Below are 22,741 nucleotides of genomic sequence, written 5' to 3'. Positions count from 1 at the left end.
TCGCCACGCGATGTGGAAGGTGCCCCTCCGAACCGTCGAGCCGCAGGCAGCGCCCCCGTGGCGCTGCCTGCGGGCGTGATCGGCTCAGGACGGGGTGCTCTGCGGGGTGAGGCGGGCGTCGCGTTCGGCGGCGCGGCCCAGCGCGATCAGGTGCGCATGCCGCTCGGCGCGCTCCACCAGCAGCGCCCCGAGCAGGAACAGCACCAGCGGGAACGCTACCAGGAACACCCACTGCCCGGCTGCGAGCAGCACCGGCGGGTCGAACCGCTGCGTCGACACCAGGAATCCGTTGAACCACACCGGCACGACCAGCTTCAGCACCAGGGCGGGCACGAACATCGCGATCAGCCTGCGGCGAACGGACGCACCGGCCCGCACCAGGCAGTACAGGACCACCAGGGTGGAGACCCCGCCCAGCACGACGGTGAGCGAGCCGGTCACCGGGAAGCCGCCGAGTTGGAAGGGTGCGTTGTAGCCGCCGAACGCGCCGAGCGAGTAACCGCCGCCGGGGTAGCGGTACACCTCGGCGAGCAGCGCTTCCAGTGTCGGCACGACCGCCAGCGTGGTGAAGGCCGCCGCGAGGGCGATGCCTCGGCGTACGCCGAGCGCCTCCTGCGGCCGAGCGCCTGCCCGCAGGGTGAGGGCCAGCGCGCCGCCGACGCCGAGCACCAGCATCCACCAGACGTTCACGAGATGGCTGGGCCAGCTCGCGTACTCGCCGAACGCCACCACCACCTCGCTCAGTGCGGCGATCCAGGCTCCCACGGCCGCGACCAGGCCGAACCTGGTGAACGCGAACCCGACGGCCACCGCCCAGCCCGCCACGGCGAGCCACCACTGCGCGGGGAACGGCGGCACGCGCTCGTCCATGCGCCAGTTGCCGAAGAACTGCGCGCCCATGACACTCAGCCGGTAGGTGAGCATGACGAACGCTGTGACGAGCCCGAACACCGCCGCCGCCGAGGCCCAGTGGCGGTCCGCGCCGCCCGCGCCGCGTCCGCCGAGCCGCTGCCAGGCCGCGCAGCGCAGCAGGTCGGCCGTCTCGCGCAGGCCGGGGTAGCGCTGCTGCGGCTTCGCGCCGGTCAGCAGCACGCCGATCATCTCGTCCCCGTACTCCTGCCGGTGCGCGGCCGGGAACAGGGCGAGCAGCCGCTCGTAACGTGCTTCGAGGCGCGGGTCGTGGGTCATGCCGCCCCCGTCCCGGGACGCAGCGAGAAGCCGGACAGCCGGGCGAGCGCCGCGTCGGCGTTGCGGCGCAGCCGTGCCGATTCGGCGGCCAGGCGCGCCTGCCCGACCCCGGTGAGCCGGTAGTAGCGCCGCAGCCGGGAGGCGACGATCTCCTCCCGGTCTACCTCGATCAGCCCGCCCTCGCGCAGCCGGTCCAGTACGGAGTAGAGGGTGCCGGTGTGCAGGCGGACCTGCCCGCCGGAGATGTCGAGCACGTCCTCGATCACGGCGTAGCCGTGCTTGGGTTCGGCCGCCAGCGCCGTGAGGATCAGGAAGGCGGGTTCACCGATGGGTACATCAGCCATGCCGGGAGCATATACGTCGAGCAAACATATGCAACTGCGGAAGATGTCAGATGCTCGGATGTGGATGGTCGGCTTCGGATGTCCCGCCCAGTCCCATCAGCTGCAGGCAGGGCGCGACACCCTCGACGGTCACCTCGGGGCGTACGCGCTCCAGCCACGCCTGCCGGGTCAGCCGCAGCCGGTGGATCACCCGCAGGCGGCCCTGGTCCTCGTGCCGCTCGATCCCGTCGGGGGCGTAACCGAGCTTCGCCGACACCCCCAGCGACCCGGCGTTGTCGGTGAAGGCCGACGAGACCAGCTCCGTCGCGCCGAGATGGGTGAAGGCCAGATGGGCCACCGCCGCCCGCATCTCGGCCCCGATGCCCTGCCGCTGGTGCCGGTGGCCCAGCCAGCTCGCGGTCGAGCACTCGGCGGTCACCGCCAGGTCGACCGCCTTGAGTAGCTGCACGCCGACCGGCACGCCGTCGCGGAAGACGGTGAACGGGAGCTTCCAGGACCGCGGCGTCCACTGGCCCAGCAGGCTCCAGTGGTGCAGCACGACCGAGCGGGCCCGCTCGGCGGGCGGCAGCTCGGTCCAGCGGATGCGGAACGGCATGTAGGCCGGGTCGTGTACGCCGTCGGCGGCGGTGTCGGCCAGCGCGGCCAGCTCCTCCGCGTCGGGCAGGCGCAGCTCCAGCCTGGGAGTGGTCAACCGCAACCCGACCAGCGGAAAGTGATCGATGAGCATGAACCCGATGGTCGGCGCGGGGCGGGGCGCGGGTCAACGCGATTTCCTCGCGTCGGGGTTGCGCCGGAATGGGCCGAGACGCGCGACCCCGGGTCGGATCCCGCCGGGCTGGTCCCGCTGGCCGGTCCGCTGGGTCGGTCCCGCCGAGCCGGATGGTGATCGTCGTTTCGGGTCGAAAGGTGGGGTGGGGCCCGAGTTTTCGACCCGAAACAGTGATCATGGCGGCTTGAATCGGGCATAAGGTGCGAGTCGGCCCGGCCGGCGCAGCGGAAATCCGGGCGGGGGTCGGTTGCATTCCGGCTGAGCAGGTGATTTAACCGATATCCGCGGTTCTGGGAATCCGGACCGGCTCGCAGGTAGCGTTCCGCCCATGTTGATCCAGGATCAGGCAGTGGCGTCCGCGCCCTGGACCGGCCTCACCGCCGCGCACCAGGTGGGCATCGCCCCTCGGCGTCGCTCGGCGGCACTGGCGGTGCAGAACACCCGCGTGATCGTCCAGGAGTACCTGACGCGGCTCGCCGAGGGCGACGCGGAGCGCATCGCGGAGCTGTTCGCCGAAGAGGTCGAGTGTTACGTGGCAGCCGCCGAGGCGGCTCCGTGGCTGGCCAGCCGGGGGCTGGCCGCCGACTTCCTGCGGCTGACCATGCCCCGTTTCGAACTCGGCCGCAGCACCGTCGAGGCCGACAAGGTGCTGGTCGACGGCGCCGACGCGGTCGTGCTGGGCCACTTCGTGCACGTGATCGAGCCGACCGGCCGCCACCTGTCCACCCCCGTCGCCATCCACCTGAGCGTGGCCGCCGGCCGCATCCACACGATGCACCTGTACGAGGACAACGTCGCGCTCGTCTCGCGTATCCGCGGCAAGCGCCCCATCACCGCCTCGGCCTGCGGCACCGTCAAGAACGCCCTGAACGCGGCACACGCCCCCTGATCGCCGCTGCCGGGGACGGGACCGCACGCCGCCGGGTGGACCGGTCGCGGGCGCCCCGGCGGCGAGCGCGAGGATGGCCTCATGACCAACGAGATGACGGTGAAGCTGGCCCACGGCGCGGTGATGCCGCGTATCGGGCTGGGTACCTGGCCGATGGACGACGCCCAGGCCGCGGTCAGCGTGGTGCAGGCCGTCGAGGCCGGATACCGGCTGTTCGACACGGCGGAGAACTACGGCAACGAGCGCGGGGTCGGGCAGGGTATGCGCGACTGCGGCGTGCCCCGCGAGGACCTGTTCGTGACCACCAAGTTCAACGCCCGCTGGCACGGCCGCGACCTGGTACGCCGGGCCTTCGACGCGTCCGCCGAACGCCTCGGCGTCGACTATGTCGACATGTTGCTGATCCACTGGCCGAACCCGGAGCAGGACCGCTACGTCGACGCCTGGAAAGGAATGATCGCGCTGCTCGACGAGGGGCGGCTGCGCGCGGTGGGCGTGTCGAACTTCAAGCCCGCTCACCTGGAGCGCCTGCGGGTCGAGACCGGGGTGCTGCCCGACGTCAACCAGGTGCAGCTAAGCCCGCGGATCGCCCGCAAGCTGCCGCGCGCCTACCACGCTGAGCACGGCATCGTGACGCAGTCATGGAGCCCGCTCGGCCAGGGGCGGGAGCTGCTGGCCGAGCCGGTGATCGGGGAGATCGCGGCGGCGTACGGCCGCAGTCCGGCCCAGATCGTCCTGCGCTGGCACCTGCAGCTCGGGCTGACCGCGGTGCCCAAGTCGGCCGATCCGCAGCGTATGCGCGACAACCTGGCCGTCTTCGACTTCGCGTTGACCGAGGAGGAGATGGAGCGCATCTCGAGCCTCGACCAGGGCGAGCGAGCCGCAGTGGACTCCGACCTCGTCGGACATTGACCGACATTGGAGGCCCCGGGGCGAGCCTGGCGGTGTGCGACACACGCTTGCGGGCTCGCTCCGGGGCAACCTTAATCAGCCTATCCGTCGGACCATTCCACGGGTACGAAGTTGAATCCCGTAGATGCAGAATCCTCTATGGCCTGTCTCACCGCCTCTCCGATGACAATTATTGTCGCCGAACCTGGGACCCTGAAAATGCGCTCGGCCACCAAGGGGGCAGCACTGCGGGGTAGGACCGGGAAACGCAAGATCTCGTAGGTGGGGTAACGGTCGATGATAGATCTTTCTCTGTCGATCACGTCAAGCACCGTCGGTGCCTGGACAAGGTATAACGGGTTGCCGTCGAGCGCCCCTCTTGCAATCAAGTGCAGATCTTGTGAGGCGACGCCCGTCATTGCTTGGTATGCGGATCCCGACAGCACCCAGTCGCGCATCTGCGGATACCAGAATGCGTCAGGGGTCTGTCGTTTGTCGCCTGGCTCCCACGAAAACGGTATCGTGCCCTCTATCTGCGGGTAGCGGTCGCCACTCATCCAGTTGTGCTGGGTGACGTCCCGTGGCCACACATCGTCGGGCGCATCGAGTGAGCCGTACGCGTCCACGTCAAGCCGAGTAATGTATGCCATGCGCCACTCTCAGTAGAATTCCGTATGGGCAACTTGGTCGACGTCGTGCAGTGTTTTCTTCAGGTCAGCCAGGAAATCTAGGACGCCCTGCTTACCCCCCGCGAGATCGGCGTCCGTTATTTCGTCGTTCACCCAGTCATAATAGGTCCTGCGGAATGTTGCCGCATGTCCCTTCTGGCTCATCCATACCCCGTTTACGGGCGAGTTGATGTCAATGCCGTGCTTGGCAAGGATCTTCTGTGCCGGCAATGCCAGCTTGCTGCCGCACGGCACGATGTGGTGAGCTTGAGCGCTTACTCCGGCAGGCTTCTTTTCGCCGATTCCTCGGAGGTTCTTGCCGAGTCTCCTGCTATTGCAGTTGTGTACGAGTACGGACTCGTCATCCACCACAACGTAGTACGTGTGGATGTCGGTGATCGTGAGGTTGTGAACTTCTGCCCGAGCGCTGTAGACACTGACCCCGGCAATACGCACGCGAGAGCCGTCGGGGGTCAGCAGCGCGTCACCCGGTTTGAGTTCGAGGCTGCTGAGCCACTCGCCCCGGTCCGGCAACCACCATGGGTGATTATCCGTGGAGGAGATCGTCGAAGTTTCGCCTCCAGCGTCGCCATCAATGTCGATCTTGACGTCGACTAGGATTTTGTCACCTTCGCTTGTGCGCTTGGTAGCGACCGGTTTGTGCGCCGTCTCGCCGGTGTCGGGATCAGTGGCCAGCACCTCGTCGCCAGCCTCGACACGCTCGATGGGCTTACTCGAGCCATCGGACATCAGTACCAGCGTGCCGGGCAGGAAGCTCATCTTGGCGCAGGTCTCACCCGCATCCTTAGCCTTGTTCTTCAGTTTTTCCGCAGCTTTCCGGGCTGCGGCCTGTGCTTTCTCCTTTGCTTCCTTTGCGGCGGCGTCGGCGGCCTTCTTCGCGTTCCGCGCCCGGGTTGCCGCAGCTTCCGCTGCGTCTTTCGCCGCCTTGCGGGCGAGCTGGGTGAACTCGTCGACCTGGGCCATGATCCGTTTGGCCCAGCGCAGCTTCTCCCAGAACATCTGGACTGCTGACCATGCGCGTTCGATGGCTTTGACGATCTTGGGGAGTTTGAAGAGTTTTGCCCAGGGGATGACGTTGGCGACGATGGATACGCAGGCGATGATGTCGCCCTTGCCGAAGCAGTCCTTGATGTCGTTGATGCCGAGCAGTTCCATGAGGATGTCGCCGCCGGCTTGCAGGATGATGTCGAGTAGCGACATCTTCTGCAGTTTGCGGGCTTCGTCGAGCATGGCCTGCAGGTCGGGTGGGAGGGTGATCTCCCCGTCGCCGGTCTCGGTCCCCTGGCCGTCGCCGTCGTTTGGTGGCGATCCGGGGTCGTCGGGGATGTGTTTCAGTCCCGAGGGGTCGGAGAAGGTGGTGGGGTTGTTGTTGGAGTAGGCGTAGCCGTTCATCTGCTGGGAGTCGCCCTGATCGACGATCGGGTCGACGGAGACGAACCGGCCGGTGTCTGGGTCGTACTCACGGGCGCCGAGATGAGTCAGACCAGTGCCGTCCTTGGCACCGCCGAGGAACCCCCGATCGCCGGCCCAAGTGCCAGGTGTGGTCCGTTCCTCGCCGAAAGGCGTGAAGCGGCGGCGCTGCACGGTGGTCGTATTGGCGGCGTTGATGAGCAGATTGGTGGTGCCTTGGTTGTTGCCGCACGCCCATTGCAGGCTGTTGCCGGTCCGGATGGCGATTACCTGTCCGGCGAAACTGTAGTACCGGGTGGCATTCTTGGCCGTGCCGGTGAGCTTCAGTTCGGTGTCGGGCAGGTAAAGGGTAGTGGTTCCGCTCTCCCTGCGAAGTAGTCGATTACCTGCGGCATCGTAGATGTAGGTGGTGGTGTCGCCATCCTCGACGACCTCCTCCAACCGGCCCTCGGCGTTCCAGTGCAGTTCCTGGTTTCCGGATGGGGTGGGCCTGCTTTCGACGTTGCCGGATGCGTCGTGTTCCCAGTCGAAGGTGTGGATGCCGGTGTTGTCGCTGATCTTGGTCTGGAGGAGTTTGTGCGGGCTGCCCTGGCCGGGTAGCGGGTAGGTGTAGTCGGTGGTGATGTCGCCGGTCGGGGTGTCGTGTTCGACCTGCTTGGTGCGGTTGCCGTAGTTGTCGTACTCCCAGTTGGTCCAGTACTTGGCTGGTCCGCCCATGGCTGCGTTGGAGACGGCGGTGGCGCAGTCTCCGCTGGTGGGGGTCCAGGCCTGCTTCAACCGGCGGAGTCCGTCGTAGTTGAAGCACTGGGTGTCGCTGGTCTGGCCGGAGCCGGTGTCGACGGTCTTGGCGAGGTTGCCGGTGGCGTCCCAGGTGTAGACGGTCTTGGCGACGTTGCCGATGAGTCCGTCGCGGGTGACGGAGGTGTTGTCCAGGCGGCGGGTGCCTTCCTGGTAGACGAAGTTGAGGTTCACCCGGCTCGGGTTGAGCCCGAGGGTGATCTTCGTGACCTCGCCGAACGGGCTGTACTGAGCCGTATTGACGTAGGTGCCCAAACCCGATGTGAGGGTAAGCGGCATGCCTTCAGGCGTGTAGCCGTGGTTGAGGATTTCCTCGCCCAGATCGCCGACCTGCGGCAGCGTCGTCGTCGCGACTGATCCGTCCGCGTTGAAAGTGGCCTTGTACTGGTAAGTGCCGGCTAGTAGGCCTTCCGTCGCCGGGATCGTGACAGCGGTTTCCAGCGGGCGGAAGTATTCGTCGACATCCAGGACTTCGGTCTTATAGGCCGCACCATTGACGAACCTGGTGGCGGAGGCGAGCAGGCCGGCACCGAGGGTGTCGTAGTTCATCTCCGTCAAGACGACACCGTTGTTGGCGTCCTGGCGGGTGCGGATGACGCGGCCGAGATCGTCGTACTCGTAGAAGATCTTTTTCCCGTTACTTTCGGTCGAGATCAGATCGCTGTACGAGTTGTAGTTGAGCTTGCTCGTGCCCTTGTCGGGGTCGGTTTGCTCATACATGCGGCCGCGGAGGTCGTACTTGTAGGTCCAGGTGTTGTTGTTGGAGTCCTTGACCGCGGTCATCTGACTGCGCTTGTTGAACTCGTAGGTGGTCTTGACCGCCGGGCCGGTGTGGCTTGCGGTGCTGTACTCGTAGAACTCCTTGGCCCGGCCGTGGGCGTCGAATTTGACGCGGGTCGGGGATTGGCCGGCGGCGGGGAGGGTGACGATCTCGTCGCCGTCATAGAGGGCGCGGGTGCGCCACTGCTCGGTGCCGCCGACGCGGTAGACCTCCGCGGTGCGCCGGCCCGCGCTGTCGTATTCGGTGGTGACTGTCGTGGCGCCGGTGGCGGGGTGGTAGTCGACGGTCGGGGATGCGGTGTTGTAGAACGGGTTGTCTTGTTTGACGACCTGTCCGCGGGAGTTGTAGTAGGTGTTGACGATGGTGCGTCCGCCGCCGGGTGCGGCGATCTGGGTCTGCACCGGTCGCATCATGCCGTCGTACAACTCGACACTGACGTTGTAGCCGCCGTTGGGGCGGAGACCGCGAGTGGTGACGGCGTTGATCTGGTTGGACGTGCCGGATTTGCGCACCGTGTAGTCGTATTCGGAGCTGGGCAGGTCGACGCCCTTGGTCCGGCCGGGCAGCCATGCCTGCTTCATCCGGCCGAGGCCGTCGTAGACGATGTCGGTGCGCAGGCCGTTGGCGTCGATCTGTGCGGTGGGCTGGCCGTTGCCGACCTCGAACTCGGTGCGGGTCTTGTGTCGCAGCGGGTTGTAGTTCTCCACGGCAGTGACTGGTCCGCCGGTGGTGGGGGTGTAGACGGTCTCCGACATCTTGCCGGCCTCGTCCCAGGTCTTCAGACCCCGGCCGTAGGCGTCGACCTCGCTCTTGGTGACCGTGACGTAGGTGCGTCCGGTCGGTGACCATGTGTCGATAGCTTCGACCGCCGTGACCACGCCCTGGGTCGGGACCTGGTTGGGAGACCAGGTTGCCGCGCCGTCGTAGCGGGTCCGCTCATCGGAGATCAGCAGGTCCTGGTTGGCGATCTCGGTGACCGGAACGCCCGTGGTCGGATTGAGGACGGGGATGTTCGCACATGCCAGGGCGTACTTCTCGACGCGGGACGTGAGTCCCTGGATGTTCTTGGTGGGGTTGGGTGCGTAGGTGAGGCGGGTGCACTCCTCGTCGCCTGGGACGTTCTTGTCGCCCTGGTCCTCCATCAGGGTGACCTGACCCTGGGCGTCGAACGTCTTGACGACCTGGTTGTCGCGTTCACCGCCCTTGATCACTGAGCGGACCAGGGTGTTGTTCATCCCGGACCGGGTCGCCTTGACCGTCGCCCACGGGTGCGTCGACGTCGCCGTCGCAGCCGACACCCAGCCATCCGAGATCGACCGGTTCAGAACGGTCTTCGTGGCCAGGTCGGAGTCGTAGGAGATCCGCTCGCGGGGCTGTCCGGCCAACTCGTCGAGGTCGCGGACGACCCCGCCGAGACCGTCGGTGATGTCGGTCTCCGACTGCGGCCGGTAGGACGTGGCGTTGGTCGGGTGGTTACGGTCGCCGTCCATGCCCCGGTAGAAACGGGTCACTTCAAGGGTCCGGCCTTCGGCGGTGATGCCGGAGCGGGTCTCCACGGCGCCGTAGCCGCGCCACTGCGACCACGTCTTCTGCTCCGGGATCGTCAACCCGTCGTCCTCGGCGTAACGCCACGCGGCGTTGCCGACATAGTCGTAGCTGGTGGTGGTGGACGTGCCGATGCCGTGGCCGTCCTGCTCGTCGATCTGGGCGATCACATACTTGTGGAACCAGTACAGGCCGATCGAACCACCCGGCGGGGTCCACCACACCGGCATACACCGCTTGGTGTTGGTCTGCGGACTGGCCGGTAGCGTCGTGATCGTGCAGTCCAGCGGCTTGTAGGTGATCACCACCGCGCCACCGGACTCGTTCTTGATGTTGTTCATCCGCCACTTACGGACCTGATTGCCCGACGCCGACGTCACCCGGTTGATCATCGACATGCCGTCGAAGACCACCGGCGGCATCACCGCATCCGTCGTGCCCAGGTGACCCGTCTGCTGGATCTGGTTCAACCAAAGAACAGGCGTGCCGATGCTGTCACCGGTCGCGGGGAAGCTGTGGGTCAGCGTCCACGAGTCCACATCATCGTAGGCACCGGAGCGGATGACCTGCGTGGTCACCTTCGACAGGCGCTTGGACGACCAGAACGTCGGCGCGTAGTCGTCACACGCCCCGACCAGGCACTCCTGATCCCACGGCACATCGCGGTAGTCGGCCGGCTTCACACACGACGAACCCGGCACACACCGCTCGACATTGGTGAACTTCACCCGCGACGGAGCCGCCGTAGCCGTCCACGTCTGCCCCGCCCGCAGCCCGTACTCGATCCGGTCGACCGTGCCACCACGGGTATACGACCGCGGACCACCCACGGTGATGTTGTGGTACCGGTTGGTCTCCGGATTGTAGAAATACGCCAGGGCGTTGCCGTGCACATCCACGACATAGTCCAGGTTCCACCGCCACGCCTGGTCACACACCGACGTCGACGGATGCGTCAAAAAGCACGGCTCACCGGTGTTGTTACCAACCACCGGCACCGTCCACGCCGAATTCGAGTCCGGCGCACCCGCCATCCCGGTCACACCCGCGTTCGCCGGCAGGGCCGACAGCTTGTGCAGACCGAAGAAGTACTGCGTACCGTCGGTCGTGGTGACCTTCCAGTACTCACCCTCGGTCGTACCGTCACGGTTCTTGTCACCATTGTTCGCACCGAGCAGCCGCTCGATCTTCGAACCGTCGTCGTTACGGAACTTCCACACCCCAGTGGTGTCGTCCTTGACCAGCTCACTGGCCCGGCCGTTCAGCGAGATCGTCGCGTTGTCGCTCAGCCAGCACTGGTCATAGGTCGCCCAGCCATCAGACTGGCAGTCCTTGTACTTACGCTCGACATAACCCGGCCAGTAGTCGAAGCCCTCACCGATCGCCGAGGGCTGCGAGTTCGCAGAACTGGTCCGGCCGTCCACCGCACCGGCCGAGTACCCGAACGAGATCGACGGCGACGGCCCGCCCAGCGACGGCGGCACCCGCAACCCGTACGACCACGAGAAGTCACCGGTGTTGCTACCCGACTGCCACGTCGCCGACGCCGACAACGGCGAACTGGAGTAGCTACCGCCCTCACCGTCCGCACCGGCAGCGAGCGCCACTAGCGAACCACCCGACGCGACCAGGGAACCGCCCGCAGCCTCGGTCCGGTCCAGGGCCGACACCGTCGACCCGGTGACCGCCACATCGGCGGTCACGTTACCGGCGGCGGTGTCGTTGACACCCGGTAGGGGCTTGCCCTGGCACTCGGCCCGCTCGGGCGTGGTCAGCGCACAGGCGGGCAGCGACACCAGCCGCAGCCGGGTCGCCCAGTCCGCACCGTAGGCCTCACGGAAGCCCCGGTAGTCGACCTGCACCGACACCCGCGACGCACCCACACCACCGTCACCACGGCCCAGACGGAACACCAGACCGTCACGCGCCGACACCGGCAACGACGCCTTGTCCAGCAGCGACACCGACACACTGCCCGGCACACCAGCCGAAGCGGCGGCACCTGCCAAGCCCTTCGACACCGCAGCACTCGGGCCACCCACAGTGACCGGCAAGGCCCCAGCCTTGACCCGGCCACCAGCCGCACCCGACGCACCAGCCGCCCGCGCAGCAGACGGCAACACCACCGTCGCCGAACCCGGCGCGGGCCATGAAACCTGCGGGCGGCCCTTCACCGCCAGCTTCTCAGCATTGGTCGGACCAGCGGCCACCGACTTCGGTGTCCAACTGGCCGGGACCGACTTCTCCACCTGAGGGATGTCGTCAGGGTTCGGCGCCGCCGCCGCGGGCAACGCCACAGCCAACGACGACATCATCAAAAACGGTACGGCGAAAGCCAACCGCGCCAAACGCGGTCTAGGCCTACGCCGCGCTAACAGATGTTGCACAGCTCCTCCGAGAGGTGGTGGGGAAACCGGGCCCATGGCAGACACAGGCAGCACGACACCGCCGCGCGATGCCGTGCACAAAAGACAGAGATGTCAGAAAGACGGTGGATTACCGAGAAGCGTGCTCTCGCCTAACAAGCCGCCGTCATCGAGCCGAGCCGGGAGCGTTCTCGCTCCGTAATGGCCGGACGGCCAGCGCCGTATCGGGATGCGTACACAGTCACCCGATTTCGGGCACAGACCGCCGCAAGCACTCGTTTCATGACCTACCGTCCCCCGTGAACCATGGTCGTTGGCGATGACCGTAGGGCCGTCCGGCGGACCCGTCAAGACTCTCGTGCGACGCGGTATCACCTCTGCGCATACCCGCGATCCCTAGGCGCCTGGACTGTTGAGCCTACATATTGCACAGATGACGACCCATACGACCAGGCTTGTGCCATCGACGAAAGAGCATGTCTCGGCAGGTTGCAGTGGCAATGCACTCACTCGCTCACCCTGCCGTAGACATGACCCGCTTCCCGGCCCTAGCCTCCTGCCACCATCAATATCCAGGAAGAGGTTTCATGTCCCACAGATCACGGGGGAGCCAGGCCAGAAGAGCCGTCGCGGTCACCGCGGTGATGCTCGCAGGCCTGACACTGTCGGCCGTGTCACCGGCAGTCGCCGCATCGGCACCGCAGAAGCCAGCCGCACCCGCTGTTGCCGATCCGGCGTCCGCGAGCATCCTCGCCGCGCGCAAGGCGGCGAAGCAGACCGGCAAGTCGGTGCAGATCCCTGCCCTGACCACCGAGACCACCAGGGTATGGGCCGAGCCCGACGGCACCGAGACCGCCGAGATCCACACCGGCCCGGTCCGCCTGAAGCGCGACGGCAAATGGCTCGACTACGACTTCACCCTCGTCCGCCGCCCCGACGGCACCGTCGGCCCCAAGGTCCACCCCCACGACCTGGTCATCGCCGGAGCCAAGACCGCAGGCGAACACGACCTCGCCACCCTCAACGCCCACGGCGAGAAGCTCGGCTTCGGCTGGACCGGCACCCTGCCCGAACCCGTCCTCGACGGACCCAAGGCCACCTACCCCGAAGTAGCGCCCGGCATCGACCTGGTCATCGAAGCCCGCACCACCGGCTTCGAACAGTTCTACATCGTCAAGGACCGCACCGCCGCCACCCGCGTCGCCACACTGCGCACCCCGCTGCGCACCGGCGCCACCACCTTCGCCGGCAAGACCGACGGCTCCGGGGAGTTCCGCAAGGCCGACGGCAAGATCGCCGCACGGATGCCCGTCGCCCTCATGTGGGACAACCAGGGCCTCGACGGCCGAGGCGACCGCAAACGCCAAGCCAAGGTGAACGTCGACGTCGCCGCCGTCCAGCAGCGCGGCGAGACCGTAGGCCATGACATGCGCCTGCGCCCCGACACCACCTGGCTTAGCGACCCCGCCACTAAGTACCCGGTGGTCGTCGACCCGGGCATCGACGTCGACGTCACCGTCGGGTTCGACGAGTTCGTCCAGAACACCATCGACGTCTCCGACAACTCCACCAAAGACGAGCTCAAGGTCGGCTACACCAACGACGGCTGCCAGTGCTATGCCCGCAGCTACCTGCGCTTCGACGGCCTCACCGCGTACAAGAACGCAAAGATCTACTCGGCGATGCTGAACCTGTGGGAGACCCACTCCCACAACTGCACCGCCACCAAATGGCTGGCCAAACGCACCGCACACGTCACCAGCTCGGTCCAGTGGGGCAACGAACCGGCCGTGCTCGAAGCCGCCGGGGATTCCTCCGACGCCAAGGGCTGGAGCAGCAGCTGCGCTGCGGGCTGGGTCGACGTCGATGTCGCCGCGGCCCTGGACGACACGTTCAACAGCGGCGGCAGCTCTGCCAGCATCATGATCCAGTCGGAGAACTGGGACCTGGGCTCGTGGAAGAAGTTCGACTCCTACGAGGGCACCCGCCGCCCCCACATCAAGCTCAACTACAACCGCCTGCCGACCGTCTCCCAGGTCAAGGTGGACCTCGACCCGACCTGCCGCAGCGGCACCGGCCAGCGCCTGTACCTCAAGACTCCGACACCGGAGTTCTCCGCCCACATCGGCGACCTCGACGCACAGAACGTCCGGCTCCAGGTCGAGATCACCCCGGCGGGCGGGGCCACCTGGCCACTGATCGAGTCGACCAACGGTGCCCGCGACAGCATCAGCAAGGTGCGGCTGTCAGCCGCCCAGGCACTACAGCAGAACACGATCTACGCCTACCGGGTCCGCGCCGCCGACCTGACCTCGGCCGGAGCGGTCGTCGACTACTCCGCCTGGAGCCCGTCCTGCGAGATCCAGTACGACACCACCGCACTCGACGGCGTTCCGCTCATCGACGGCATTCCGACCCTCGACGTCGACGGCGAGGTGTACCACCTGCTCAAGTTTGGCCGCAGCAACGTGCTGACGCTGCGACCCGATGCGGCCGACGGCGGTGAGGTGGTGCGCTACAGCTACGGCTTCAGCGCCGACCGGATCGGCGACAGCAGCGCCAGCATCCCGGCGGGGCTGGACGGCACCGCCACGGTGTCCGTCATGCCGTGGGAGGTCGACGGGCACAACGCCCCGGTCGGGGACACGACCCTCTACGTCCGTGCGTACGCGGGCAACGGCAACTCCCGCACGGCCTCCGTGCAGGTCTATTTCGACCCGGAGTCGCCCGCGCCGGACCCGGTGCCGCATGTGCGGGACGATGTCGACGGTGACGGGGTGCCGGATCAGGCAGGGTTCCGGGACCTGGGCAACGGCGAGGGCATGTTCTACACGTACCCCGGCAAGCCCGATGGTTCCCTGCGCGAGCCGGTGGCGCTGATGATCAGCAACAGTTACACCGATGCCAACTCCGACACGGTCCAAGGTGACTTCGACGGCGACGGCAAGACCGACTTCGCGGTCTTCAAGTCGATCAGCACCAACCGCACCGACGTGTCGCTGCTGTGGTCGCGGGGCAACGTGCCCTACGCCGACATGCTTGCCGATACGCAGGTGAAGACGATGGCCCTCAATCTGGCCAACATGAAGGTGCTGGCGGGTGACGTCGACGCCGACGGCAGGGACGACCTCGTCTTCGGGTACGCCAACAGCACCACGAGCTGGAACATCAAGGTCATGCTGGCCTCGGTCGACAGCCACGACGACCCGTCCGACCCCACCGACGACGACGACCCGCACGACGACGAGGTCCTCTTCGCCGACCCGGTCGACTGGATGGCCGCGAACGCCACCTCCAACCTCGCCAACGGCCAGCTGGTGATCGGCCAGTTCGACACCGAGCCGGGCGTCGACGTGATGGAGTTCATCGAACTCGGTTCCTGCCGGACCGGAGCCTTCATGCACTGGAACGAGAACGCCTCGTTCACGGCCGGGCAGCAGGTCTGGGACTCGAACGGCACGGGGAGCTGGTGCGCCGCGAAGTTCAAGTTCACCGTCGGCAGGTATGCGACCGGGAACGACGACTTCGACGGCGTCGTCGCGGTGTACGACATCGGCGCCTGCCAGATGGGCGTCTACACGTTCACGCCCCAGCAGTCCTCGCCGACCGGCACCTGGACGTTGGAGTCGCGCGTCGAGCAGTTCGCGACCGGGGCCACCGGGCAGTTCTGGTGCGGGCCGTGGATGGAACTGGCGATGCGGGACCTCAGCGCGGACGGCCGGGAGGACCTGATCATCTCGTACAAGTGCTGCGGCCTGCAGCAGCAGCGGATGTGGCAGTTCACCTCCACCGGCACCGGACTGGCCACTCCCGTGCTCAAGTGGCAGGGCTCGCTCGGCAAGGCGGGCGTCGGCAGCGTCACATCGAACGGCGTCAGCCACTACCAGCTGGTCGCCAAGCATTCGGGGATGTGCCTGGCCGTCAACGGCAGCCCGATCGACGGCACCGCGCTCGTGCAGCAGCCCTGCGCCCGCAACCTGCTCGACCAGCGGTTCGTGCTGGAGCAGCGCGGAGCGGGCCATGTCCGGCTGCACCCGCAGCACATCCCGTCCAAGTGCCTGATCTACGACGTCATCGCCGCGGGCGGGCCGGTGATCCAGAAGACGTGTTCGACCGGCATGTCGCAGGAGACGTTCCAGGTCGAGTACGTGGGCGGGTTCACCAACGACCCGGCAGACCCGAAGCCGACCGACATCACGGTGCGGATGGTGTCGAACACCACCGCGAGCCGGTGCATCGCCGTCCAGGCCGCGAGCATGGCCGCGGCCGCACCCGCGGTGCAGGACACCTGCCAGGCTCCCGGTTACCTCGGGCAGTCGTACTACCTGCGGGAGCTGGCGGATCTGCAGTCCGTGTCGCGTGCGGCGTGGGCGATGAACGACAGCGGTGGCACGCTCCTGGCCGATGCCACCGGCAACGGCGCGAACGCGAAGATCACCGGTGGCGGGGTCGTCGGTGGGGGTGTGCTGACCCTGAACGGCACCAGCCAGTTCGCCTCCGTCACCGGTCCGCCGCTCTACACCAGTGCGAGCCCCTACACCGTGTCGGCATGGGTGAAACTCGACGTGGGGGCCCGCGCGCAGACCGTGGTCGCCCAGGAGGGCTCCACCAACAGCGGGTTCTCCCTGAAGCTCAACGCCAATGGCAAGTGGAACTTCACCGTCCTGTCCAACCCGAATTCCACCACCTTCACGGCGTACACGGCGGCGTCGACGCAGAGTGCCCAGGTAGGTGTGTGGACGCATCTGGTGGGGGTGTACGACGCGGCTGCGGGCGAGACACGCCTGTACGTCAACGGGGTGCTGGCGGGCACGGCGACGGGCAGCACGTCGGGTTACGCGGGCGCGCTGATCATGGGCGCCGCCAGGGTGTCGGGCGCGCGGGCGGAGTACCTGGACGGCCAGATCGACGACGTGCGGGTATGGAACCACGAACTGGCGGCGACCGAGATCACGGACCTCGCTGCGGCGCGGTCCTGACGTGGTGACGGTGGCCCTGCGCCGCCGACTCTGACGAGCCCGCCCCGGACCTCCGGGGCGGGCTCGTCCTTCTCCGCACAGCGGGCCTCGCGGTCGCTGCGGTCGTCGGGCCGCCGTATGTCGCTTGATCACGAAGCGTTCGTCGGCTACACAGTCCGCATGACCGTGAAGATTCACAACATCACCGTTGACGCCCACGACGCCTACGCCCAGTCACTCTGGTGGACCCGGGTCACCGGATGGCAGGAAGCCTCCGACGACCCCAACGAGCCGCACCACACCCATTGCTGGATCGGCCCCGGTGACGGCTCACCCGGTCTGCTGTTCGTCAACGTTCCCGAACACAAGACCTTGAAGAACCGCATGCACCTCGATGTCCAGCCGATCGACCGTAGCCGCGACCAGGAGGTCGAACTACTGGTCGGGATGGGGGCGTCCGTGGTGGATGATCACCGTCAGCCCGACGGCCGTGGCTTCGTCGTCATGGCCGATCCCGAAGGCAACGAATTCTGCGTCGAGCGCAGCCTGGCCGAACGTGCCGCATCCGCCTGAGCTGGCCCCGTCGGCTCAACGCCGGCCCAGAGGCGACGTGGTGTCAGCCGGCGCAGCGGGCCAGCGCCCACTCGCCCTCGGCGACCAGTAGCGGCCAGTTCAGCGGGGCGGGATCGTCGGCCGTGGCCGCGTCGAGCCGGGTCACCAGCTCGGCGAAGCCGATGCCGCGTTCGACCGCCGCGCAGCGCGCGACCAGGCACAGGTAGGCCGCCTCCAGGGCCACGGACAGGCCGTACGCGTCGGTCATCGGCTCGCCCCGGTGGGCGAAGGCATGCCGGGCGCGCACCGCGCGGGCCATGTCCCAGCGGGCCGTGCGGCGGATCCGGGGCACCGCCGGGCGCGGGTCGGTGACCAGCGCCAGCAGCTCCGCCCGGCGCTGCAGGAACAGCCCGTTCCACGCGTACGCCGCCGCCAGCTCGTGCCACCGCGGCCCGGTGAGCAGCGCGAGGTCGGCGGCGTCGTCGCCGGTGGCCCACGGCCCGCGGGCGCCCTTGGCGTTGACCGGGCAGGGGCGGCGCAGGTACTGCTGCAGGTGCCGGAACAGTGCGCGGGGAGTCTGCGCGGCGAGCAGGATCGCGGCGATCTCGATCGTGCGCGCGAACGCGGTGCGCTGCGCCCACGGGCCCTCGTCGCACTCGAAGCCGACGTCGAGCAGCGGCAGCAGCGCCTGGAAGGCGTCGCGGACCGAGCCGCGCTCCAGCTCGCGCAGGGCCATCAGGTACTGCAGCAGCAGCGTGTGGATGCGCGGGTCGGTCTCGGCGGCGGCCAGCACGCGCTGGGTCATCCTGCCGTCGACGGCCTCGGGCTGGTCGTAGGCGTAGCGCGGCGGCATCGGGAAGCGCACCGTGCGGCCCTGGGGGGCCGGGTACTCGTCGTGCACGACGACGATGTCGCGGCCGATGTTCACCGGCCGGTGCGGCGGCCGGAGCTGGAGCCGGTAGCGGTCGTAGTGCTCCAGGAAGGTCATCGCGGCGGCGGTGGGGTCGTTCGCGGTCACCTCGGCGACCAGGTAACGGGGGGTGCGCGCGGCGTGTCCGGCGGTCTCGGCGGCGGTGACGAGCTGCTGGAACACCGGCCCCAGGTTGTCGAAGTACGGCTGCGACCAGCCATAGCTCTTGATCATGGTGCCGCCGCGGGTGACCGGGACCGCGAGCCGGAAGGTGCGGGCGGCGGTCCGCTCGGCGTGCCAGCGGTGCAGCTCGTCGAGCTGGTCCTGCAGCCGCTGCCCGTTGAGCAGGACGCGCTGCGCGCCGAGCAGGGTCTGCGGGCTGTATCCGGCCAGGATCAGGCCGTGCGCCATCTGTTCCGCGCTGCCGAGCGGGTCGGCCTGCACCTGTTCGGCGGCCAGCCGTCCGAGCATGACCTGCGGCGTGTGCCGCCACTCGTCGTCGAGCAGCGCCGCGTACAGGGTGCTGCCGTTGAGCCGCCGTTTGTCCGCGCCGGTGGTCTCCACGGCGGCGAGTTCCCGGCGCAGCAGGCCGTCTGAGACCGGCCGCAGCCGCCAGCGGAAGTCGACCTCCGGCGAGGTCATCTCGATCCATCGCTGCAGGAACAGCCGCTGCGCCGCGGGCATCTTGACGTACTGCGTGGGCTGGTTGCCCGGGGTGGGGGTCCACACGGGTCTGCTCCCGGATTCGGCTCGTAGGAGGCTGGCGGGCTTGAGGGCGGGCGGGCCGGTTCTCCGGCCCGCCCGCGAACGGGCGTCGTGGCGTCTACGCCCACGCCCGGGTACGCAGCACCCGATCGACGAGTGCGGCGAGCAGCGCGGCTCGCTCGGCCATCGCGGGCAGGTCGACCCATTCGCCCTCGGCGTGGGCGTTGCCGCCGACCGGGCCGAGGCCGTCCAGGGTGGGGATGCCGTATCCGGCGGTCAGGTTGCCGTCGGACGCCCCGCCGACCGCGACCCCGGCGAGCGGGGCCAGGCCCAGTTCCGCGGCCACCGTCCGGGCCAGCCCGTACAGCCGGGCCGAGGCGGTCGGCGGCAGCGCGGGCCGGTGTACGCCGCCGTGCACGGTCACCCGGCTGCCCGCCAGTACGGGACGCAGTCCCTGCATGGCCCGGTCCACCCGCTCGAACTCGGCCTGGTGGAAGGCGCGCACGTCGACGGCCACTCCGGCGGCCGCCGGGACGGTGTTGTCGGTGCTGCCACCGGACAGCACCGTCGGGGTCACCGTGGTGTCGCCGTCGCCGAGCCCGGCCACCGCCAGGATCTGGTGGGCGAGCTCGACCCCGGCGTTGACGCCCCGGCCCGGGTCCAGCCCCGCGTGGGCGGCCCGGCCCGCGATCTCCAGGCGGTAGCGGGCGATGCCCTTGCGGGCGGTCTTGAGCGCGCCGTCGGCGCTGGGCTCGCAGATCAGCGCGGCCCGCGCGCCACGGGCCGCCCGCTCGATGAGCACCCGGGAGTCGGGCGAGCCGACCTCCTCGTCGCCGTTGACCACGACGGTGACCCCGTCGAGGGAGGGCAGCGTGGTCAGCGCGTGGAACAGCTGGACCAGTCCGGCCTTCATGTCGAAGCAGCCCGGCCCGGTGGCGCGGTCGCCGTCGACCTGGAACGGCCAGCGGGCCAGGGTGCCGACCGGCCAGACGGTGTCGTGGTGGCCGACCAGCAGCACCCGGGTCGGGCCGTGGCTCCAGACGAGGTGGGCGCCGTGGCGCTCGGGGGCGCTGCCCAGCAGGCGGCTGCCCAGGGCGGTCACCGCGTCCGCGCTGGCGGCCGTGGCACGGGGGGTCTCGAAGGGCGACTCGACGGCGACCAGCTCGGCGAGGTCCTCGACCAGGCGGGGCAGGCGGGTCCGCAGAGCGGCCAGGGTGGGGTCGACGGGCGCGAGGTCTGACATGGGATTCCCTCCGAGCGCAGTTCGGCAAGAACATCTACATTGACTAGACAATGTAGATGTTGCGTATGATGGTGCAGTGGTCTTGGATCGGTTGTCAAGACATCGATGCGGTCGGGTGCGAACCTCGGGAAGGCAGGGCACGTGGAGACGGTCCGGAGTGCGGGGATGCCCGCGTACCAGCGCATCGCGGCTGCGTACCGCAGTCAGATCATGTCGGGGGAACTACGGCCCGAGGACCGGCTGCCGACCGAGCACGAGATCGCCGACCGGTTCGGCGTGGTGCGCCAGACCGTGCGCACCGGGCTCGGCATCCTGGTCACCGAGGGGCTGATCGTCGCGCGGCGGCCGCACGGCTACTTCGTACGCCGCCGCGAGCACATGGTCTACCGGCCGCAGGAGAAGTCCCGACCCCGCCCGGCCTCGCCCGAGATGGACCGGTTCTCGCAGCAGATCGTCGACGAGGGCCGCACCCCGCACCAGGCGATCGAGGTGTCACTGGTGCAGGCCGCGCCCGATCTCGCGGAGCGGCTGGGCATCGCGGCCGGGGAGACCGTGGTGGCGCGCCGCCGGGTCAGGTTCATCAACGGCGAGCCGGTCAACATCAACGACTCGCACTTCCCCATCGAGCTGGTCAAGGACTCGGAGATCATGTCCCCGGCGTACCTGCCGCGCGGCACCGACCAGGTGCTGGCCGACCTCGGCTACCGGCAGGACCGGGCGATCGACGAGATCTTCATCCGGATGCCGACGCCCGAGGAGATCCACCGCCTCAGCCTCGGCCCCGGCACCCCGGTCGCGGCGCACTACGACACCGGCTACACCGCGGCCGGTACGCCGGTGCAGTGCACCGTCAACGTGCTGCCCGGCGACCGACACAAGATCGTCTTCGAGCGGCACTGGCAGGGGGAACCCGCCGGCTGAGCGTCACTCCGGCTTGGTCTGGCGGCTCATCAGGGTCACCAGGGCGACCTTCGGGTCGACGCCCTCGTGGCAGATGCGCTCGACCTGCTCGGTGATCGGCATCTCCACCCCGTGCTTGTGCGCGAGGTCCCGGATGGCCAGGCAGCTCTTGACGCCCTCGGCGGTGTACCGGGTGGCCGCCTGGGCCTGCTCCAGGCTCAGGCCGCGGCCCAGGTGCTCGCCGAACGTGCGGTTGCGGGTCAGCGGCGAACAGCAGGTCGCGACCAGGTCGCCCAGGCCCGACAGGCCCGCGAAGGTCAGCGGGTCCGCGCCGAGCGCCACCCCGAGCCGGGTGGTCTCGGCCAGGCCACGCGTGATCAGGGTCGCCTTGATGTTCTCGCCCAGCTCCATCGACGTGGCGATGCCGTATGCCAGGGCGATCACGTTCTTGACCGCGCCGCCCAGTTCGCACCCGATGACGTCGTCATTGGTGTACGGCCGGAAGTAGGGCGTGGTGATCGACTCCTGGACGGCGGTCGCCCGGCTCAGGTCCGGGCAGGCGACCACGGCCGCGGCGGGCTGGCGTACGACCAGCTCGGGGGCGATGTTGGGGCCGGTGACCACGGCGACCCGGCGCGGGTCTACCCCGGTCGTCTCGACGATGACCTCGCTCATCCGCTTGGTCGTGCCCAGCTCGATCCCCTTCATCAGGGAGATCAGCGTCGCGTCGGCGGGGATCAGCCCGGCCCACGCGCTGAGGTTGGCGCGCAGCGTCTGCGAGGTCACCGCGAGCACGACCTGGTCGGCTCCGGCCAGCGCCGCCGCCGGGTCGGACGTCGCCGTGACGTTGCGCGGCAGGGCGGCCTCGGGGAAGTAGTCGGGGTTGCGCCCGGTGCTGCGGATCGCCTCGGCGATGGTTTCCCGCCGGGCCCACATGGTCACCTCGCCACCGGCCTCGGCCAGGATCTTCGCGAAGACACTTCCCCAGGAGCCCGCTCCCATGACCGCGGTCCGCACCCGTCGCCGCCTCTCCCGCCACGGCAGCCGCCGGGGCACGATCCTCGCCGCCGGGCAGTTCCGGCCGTCGTCGCTCGAAATCATGCCACGCCGCCGGTGCGGGCGGCCGGGGCCGGATCGGCTGCGCCGTTTCGGCTCAGGCCGGGTGCGGCTCGCCCGCGGGGCCGTGCTGCTCCCGCAGCGCCTGCTGCACCCGCAGCTCGATGGCGTGCAGCGCCTCGATGGCCCGCAACTGCCCGGCGATCTCCGGATCGGCGGTGGCGGGGCCGAGACCGATGAGCCCGCAACGTACGCATTCGACCCGCGCCGCGGCAGCCGGGCACGGGGTCAGCGTGCCGCAGTCGACGCAGGTGTGCTCGGTGTCGTCGGCGAGCACCTGGTCGGCCGAGATCGTGTCGACGTAGCCGCACTCGGCGCACTGCCAGTGCACAGGGCTGCGCCAGTCGACGGTGCCCTGGTCGCTGAGCTCGTATTCGAGGTCCTCGGCGGGGCCGACGAGCTCGCATCCGGGACAGCGAACATAAGGCCGTGGTCTCATGAACGGCTCCCCGTGTTCGCACGACAGTTCGATGTGGACCCTAAGACGGTTCAGCCGCCGCACGGGCCAGCCGATCGGCCATCGTTGCGGTGCGAACAAACGAGGACGTCCCGGCGGGTGGCGGCCGGCTGACGCCGTTGATCACGTGCGGGCGGTGGCCGGTGGGCGTCCGCTGCCGCCGCCGGGCTGGCCGCCGCCGCGCGTTCCCGCCGTGGCTGTTGACCTGCGCGTTCGGCGGTGCGGAAGAG

General features: G+C 68.4%; 14 protein-coding genes. 5 read left to right on the top strand and 9 right to left on the bottom strand.

Features of this window, described 5'->3' with window-relative positions; translation table 11 throughout:
• Positions 1-84: 84 nt before the first annotated feature.
• From HAV40_RS23405 to HAV40_RS23395, 3 genes are read right to left on the bottom strand one after another with little or no spacing between them, the layout of a single operon-like run.
• Positions 85-1,188, bottom strand: coding sequence for a hypothetical protein (locus HAV40_RS23405; RefSeq protein WP_166384742.1), 1,104 nt, complete (start codon positions 1,186-1,188; stop codon positions 85-87).
• Positions 1,185-1,532 carry a PadR family transcriptional regulator gene (locus tag HAV40_RS23400; RefSeq protein WP_166384740.1) on the bottom strand — a complete coding sequence of 116 codons (348 nt, stop codon included), beginning with the start codon at positions 1,530-1,532 and terminating at the stop codon, positions 1,185-1,187. Before HAV40_RS23400 ends, HAV40_RS23405 begins: the two co-directional genes overlap by 4 nt.
• 46 nt (positions 1,533-1,578) lie before the next feature.
• On the bottom strand, positions 1,579-2,259 hold the full coding sequence (locus HAV40_RS23395) for a GNAT family N-acetyltransferase (protein WP_166384738.1): 681 nt from the start codon (positions 2,257-2,259) through the stop codon (positions 1,579-1,581).
• Between the two features lie 370 nt (positions 2,260-2,629).
• Between HAV40_RS23395 and HAV40_RS23390 the strand changes: the two genes are divergently transcribed.
• Both HAV40_RS23390 and HAV40_RS23385 read left to right on the top strand, forming a co-directional pair.
• Positions 2,630-3,190, top strand: a complete 561-nt coding sequence (locus HAV40_RS23390) for a nuclear transport factor 2 family protein (protein WP_166384736.1) — start codon at positions 2,630-2,632, stop codon at positions 3,188-3,190.
• Positions 3,191-3,271: 81 nt separating this feature from the next.
• A complete protein-coding gene (locus HAV40_RS23385; RefSeq protein ID WP_166384734.1) occupies positions 3,272-4,102 on the top strand; it encodes an aldo/keto reductase in 831 nt (276 codons plus the stop codon).
• Positions 4,103-4,182: 80 nt separating this feature from the next.
• Here HAV40_RS23385 and HAV40_RS23380 read toward each other — a convergent pair whose 3' ends face one another.
• Together HAV40_RS23380 and HAV40_RS23375 are read right to left on the bottom strand one after the other, a co-directional pair.
• The gene (locus HAV40_RS23380) at positions 4,183-4,731 is read right to left on the bottom strand and encodes an imm11 family protein (RefSeq protein WP_166384732.1); all 549 of its coding nucleotides are present in this window, start codon (positions 4,729-4,731) and stop codon (positions 4,183-4,185) included.
• Between the two features lie 9 nt (positions 4,732-4,740).
• The gene (locus HAV40_RS23375; protein ID WP_166384730.1) at positions 4,741-11,616 is read right to left on the bottom strand and encodes a polymorphic toxin-type HINT domain-containing protein; all 6,876 of its coding nucleotides are present in this window, start codon (positions 11,614-11,616) and stop codon (positions 4,741-4,743) included.
• Positions 11,617-12,257: 641 nt separating this feature from the next.
• Here HAV40_RS23375 and HAV40_RS23370 point away from each other — a divergent pair.
• Together HAV40_RS23370 and HAV40_RS23365 are read left to right on the top strand one after the other, a co-directional pair.
• Complete coding sequence (locus HAV40_RS23370; RefSeq protein ID WP_166384728.1) at positions 12,258-16,649, top strand: LamG-like jellyroll fold domain-containing protein; 4,392 nt, start codon at positions 12,258-12,260, stop codon at positions 16,647-16,649.
• Positions 16,650-16,808: 159 nt separating this feature from the next.
• Positions 16,809-17,201 carry a VOC family protein gene (locus tag HAV40_RS23365; protein ID WP_166384725.1) on the top strand — a complete coding sequence of 131 codons (393 nt, stop codon included), beginning with the start codon at positions 16,809-16,811 and terminating at the stop codon, positions 17,199-17,201.
• 43 nt (positions 17,202-17,244) lie between these two features.
• On the opposite strand, the gene HAV40_RS23360 is transcribed toward HAV40_RS23365, so the two are convergent.
• Together HAV40_RS23360 and HAV40_RS23355 are read right to left on the bottom strand one after the other, a co-directional pair.
• Positions 17,245-18,819, bottom strand: coding sequence for a hypothetical protein (locus HAV40_RS23360; RefSeq protein ID WP_166384723.1), 1,575 nt, complete (start codon positions 18,817-18,819; stop codon positions 17,245-17,247).
• 94 nt (positions 18,820-18,913) lie between these two features.
• Positions 18,914-20,038 carry a M20 family metallopeptidase gene (locus tag HAV40_RS23355; protein WP_203672223.1) on the bottom strand — a complete coding sequence of 375 codons (1,125 nt, stop codon included), beginning with the start codon at positions 20,036-20,038 and terminating at the stop codon, positions 18,914-18,916.
• Between the two features lie 141 nt (positions 20,039-20,179).
• Here HAV40_RS23355 and HAV40_RS23350 point away from each other — a divergent pair, with 141 nt between their 5' ends.
• Positions 20,180-20,959: a GntR family transcriptional regulator gene (locus HAV40_RS23350; RefSeq protein WP_239087059.1), complete on the top strand. Its 780-nt coding sequence runs from the start codon at positions 20,180-20,182 to the stop codon at positions 20,957-20,959.
• Between the two features lie 3 nt (positions 20,960-20,962).
• On the opposite strand, the gene HAV40_RS23345 is transcribed toward HAV40_RS23350, so the two are convergent.
• Both HAV40_RS23345 and HAV40_RS23340 read right to left on the bottom strand, forming a co-directional pair.
• Positions 20,963-21,940, bottom strand: coding sequence for an NAD(P)H-dependent glycerol-3-phosphate dehydrogenase (locus tag HAV40_RS23345; RefSeq protein WP_166384959.1), 978 nt, complete (start codon positions 21,938-21,940; stop codon positions 20,963-20,965).
• A 151-nt stretch (positions 21,941-22,091) separates the two neighbouring features.
• Positions 22,092-22,493 (bottom strand): hypothetical protein, encoded by a 402-nt coding sequence (locus HAV40_RS23340; RefSeq protein ID WP_166384719.1) that lies wholly within the window; start codon positions 22,491-22,493, stop codon positions 22,092-22,094.
• Positions 22,494-22,741 lie beyond the last annotated feature (248 nt).

The organism is Catellatospora methionotrophica, assembly GCF_011297335.1.
In the GTDB taxonomy this organism is placed as follows: domain Bacteria; phylum Actinomycetota; class Actinomycetes; order Mycobacteriales; family Micromonosporaceae; genus Catellatospora; species Catellatospora methionotrophica.
Note: the sequence above shows the minus strand (reverse complement) of the source record. Positions and strands in the feature narration are given on the sequence as shown.

Coding starts and splice junctions, on each gene's coding strand:
- HAV40_RS23405 (WP_166384742.1), bottom strand. CDS start 1,188: ATGACCCACGACCCGCGCCTCGAAGCACGTTACGAGCGGCTGCTCGCC.
- HAV40_RS23400 (WP_166384740.1), bottom strand. CDS start 1,532: ATGGCTGATGTACCCATCGGTGAACCCGCCTTCCTGATCCTCACGGCG.
- HAV40_RS23395 (WP_166384738.1), bottom strand. CDS start 2,259: ATGCTCATCGATCACTTTCCGCTGGTCGGGTTGCGGTTGACCACTCCC.
- HAV40_RS23390 (WP_166384736.1), top strand. CDS start 2,630: ATGTTGATCCAGGATCAGGCAGTGGCGTCCGCGCCCTGGACCGGCCTC.
- HAV40_RS23385 (WP_166384734.1), top strand. CDS start 3,272: ATGACCAACGAGATGACGGTGAAGCTGGCCCACGGCGCGGTGATGCCG.
- HAV40_RS23380 (WP_166384732.1), bottom strand. CDS start 4,731: ATGGCATACATTACTCGGCTTGACGTGGACGCGTACGGCTCACTCGAT.
- HAV40_RS23375 (WP_166384730.1), bottom strand. CDS start 11,616: ATGTCGTCGTTGGCTGTGGCGTTGCCCGCGGCGGCGGCGCCGAACCCT.
- HAV40_RS23370 (WP_166384728.1), top strand. CDS start 12,258: ATGTCCCACAGATCACGGGGGAGCCAGGCCAGAAGAGCCGTCGCGGTC.
- HAV40_RS23365 (WP_166384725.1), top strand. CDS start 16,809: ATGACCGTGAAGATTCACAACATCACCGTTGACGCCCACGACGCCTAC.
- HAV40_RS23355 (WP_203672223.1), bottom strand. CDS start 20,038: ATGTCAGACCTCGCGCCCGTCGACCCCACCCTGGCCGCTCTGCGGACC.
- HAV40_RS23345 (WP_166384959.1), bottom strand. CDS start 21,940: ATGGGAGCGGGCTCCTGGGGAAGTGTCTTCGCGAAGATCCTGGCCGAG.
- HAV40_RS23340 (WP_166384719.1), bottom strand. CDS start 22,493: ATGAGACCACGGCCTTATGTTCGCTGTCCCGGATGCGAGCTCGTCGGC.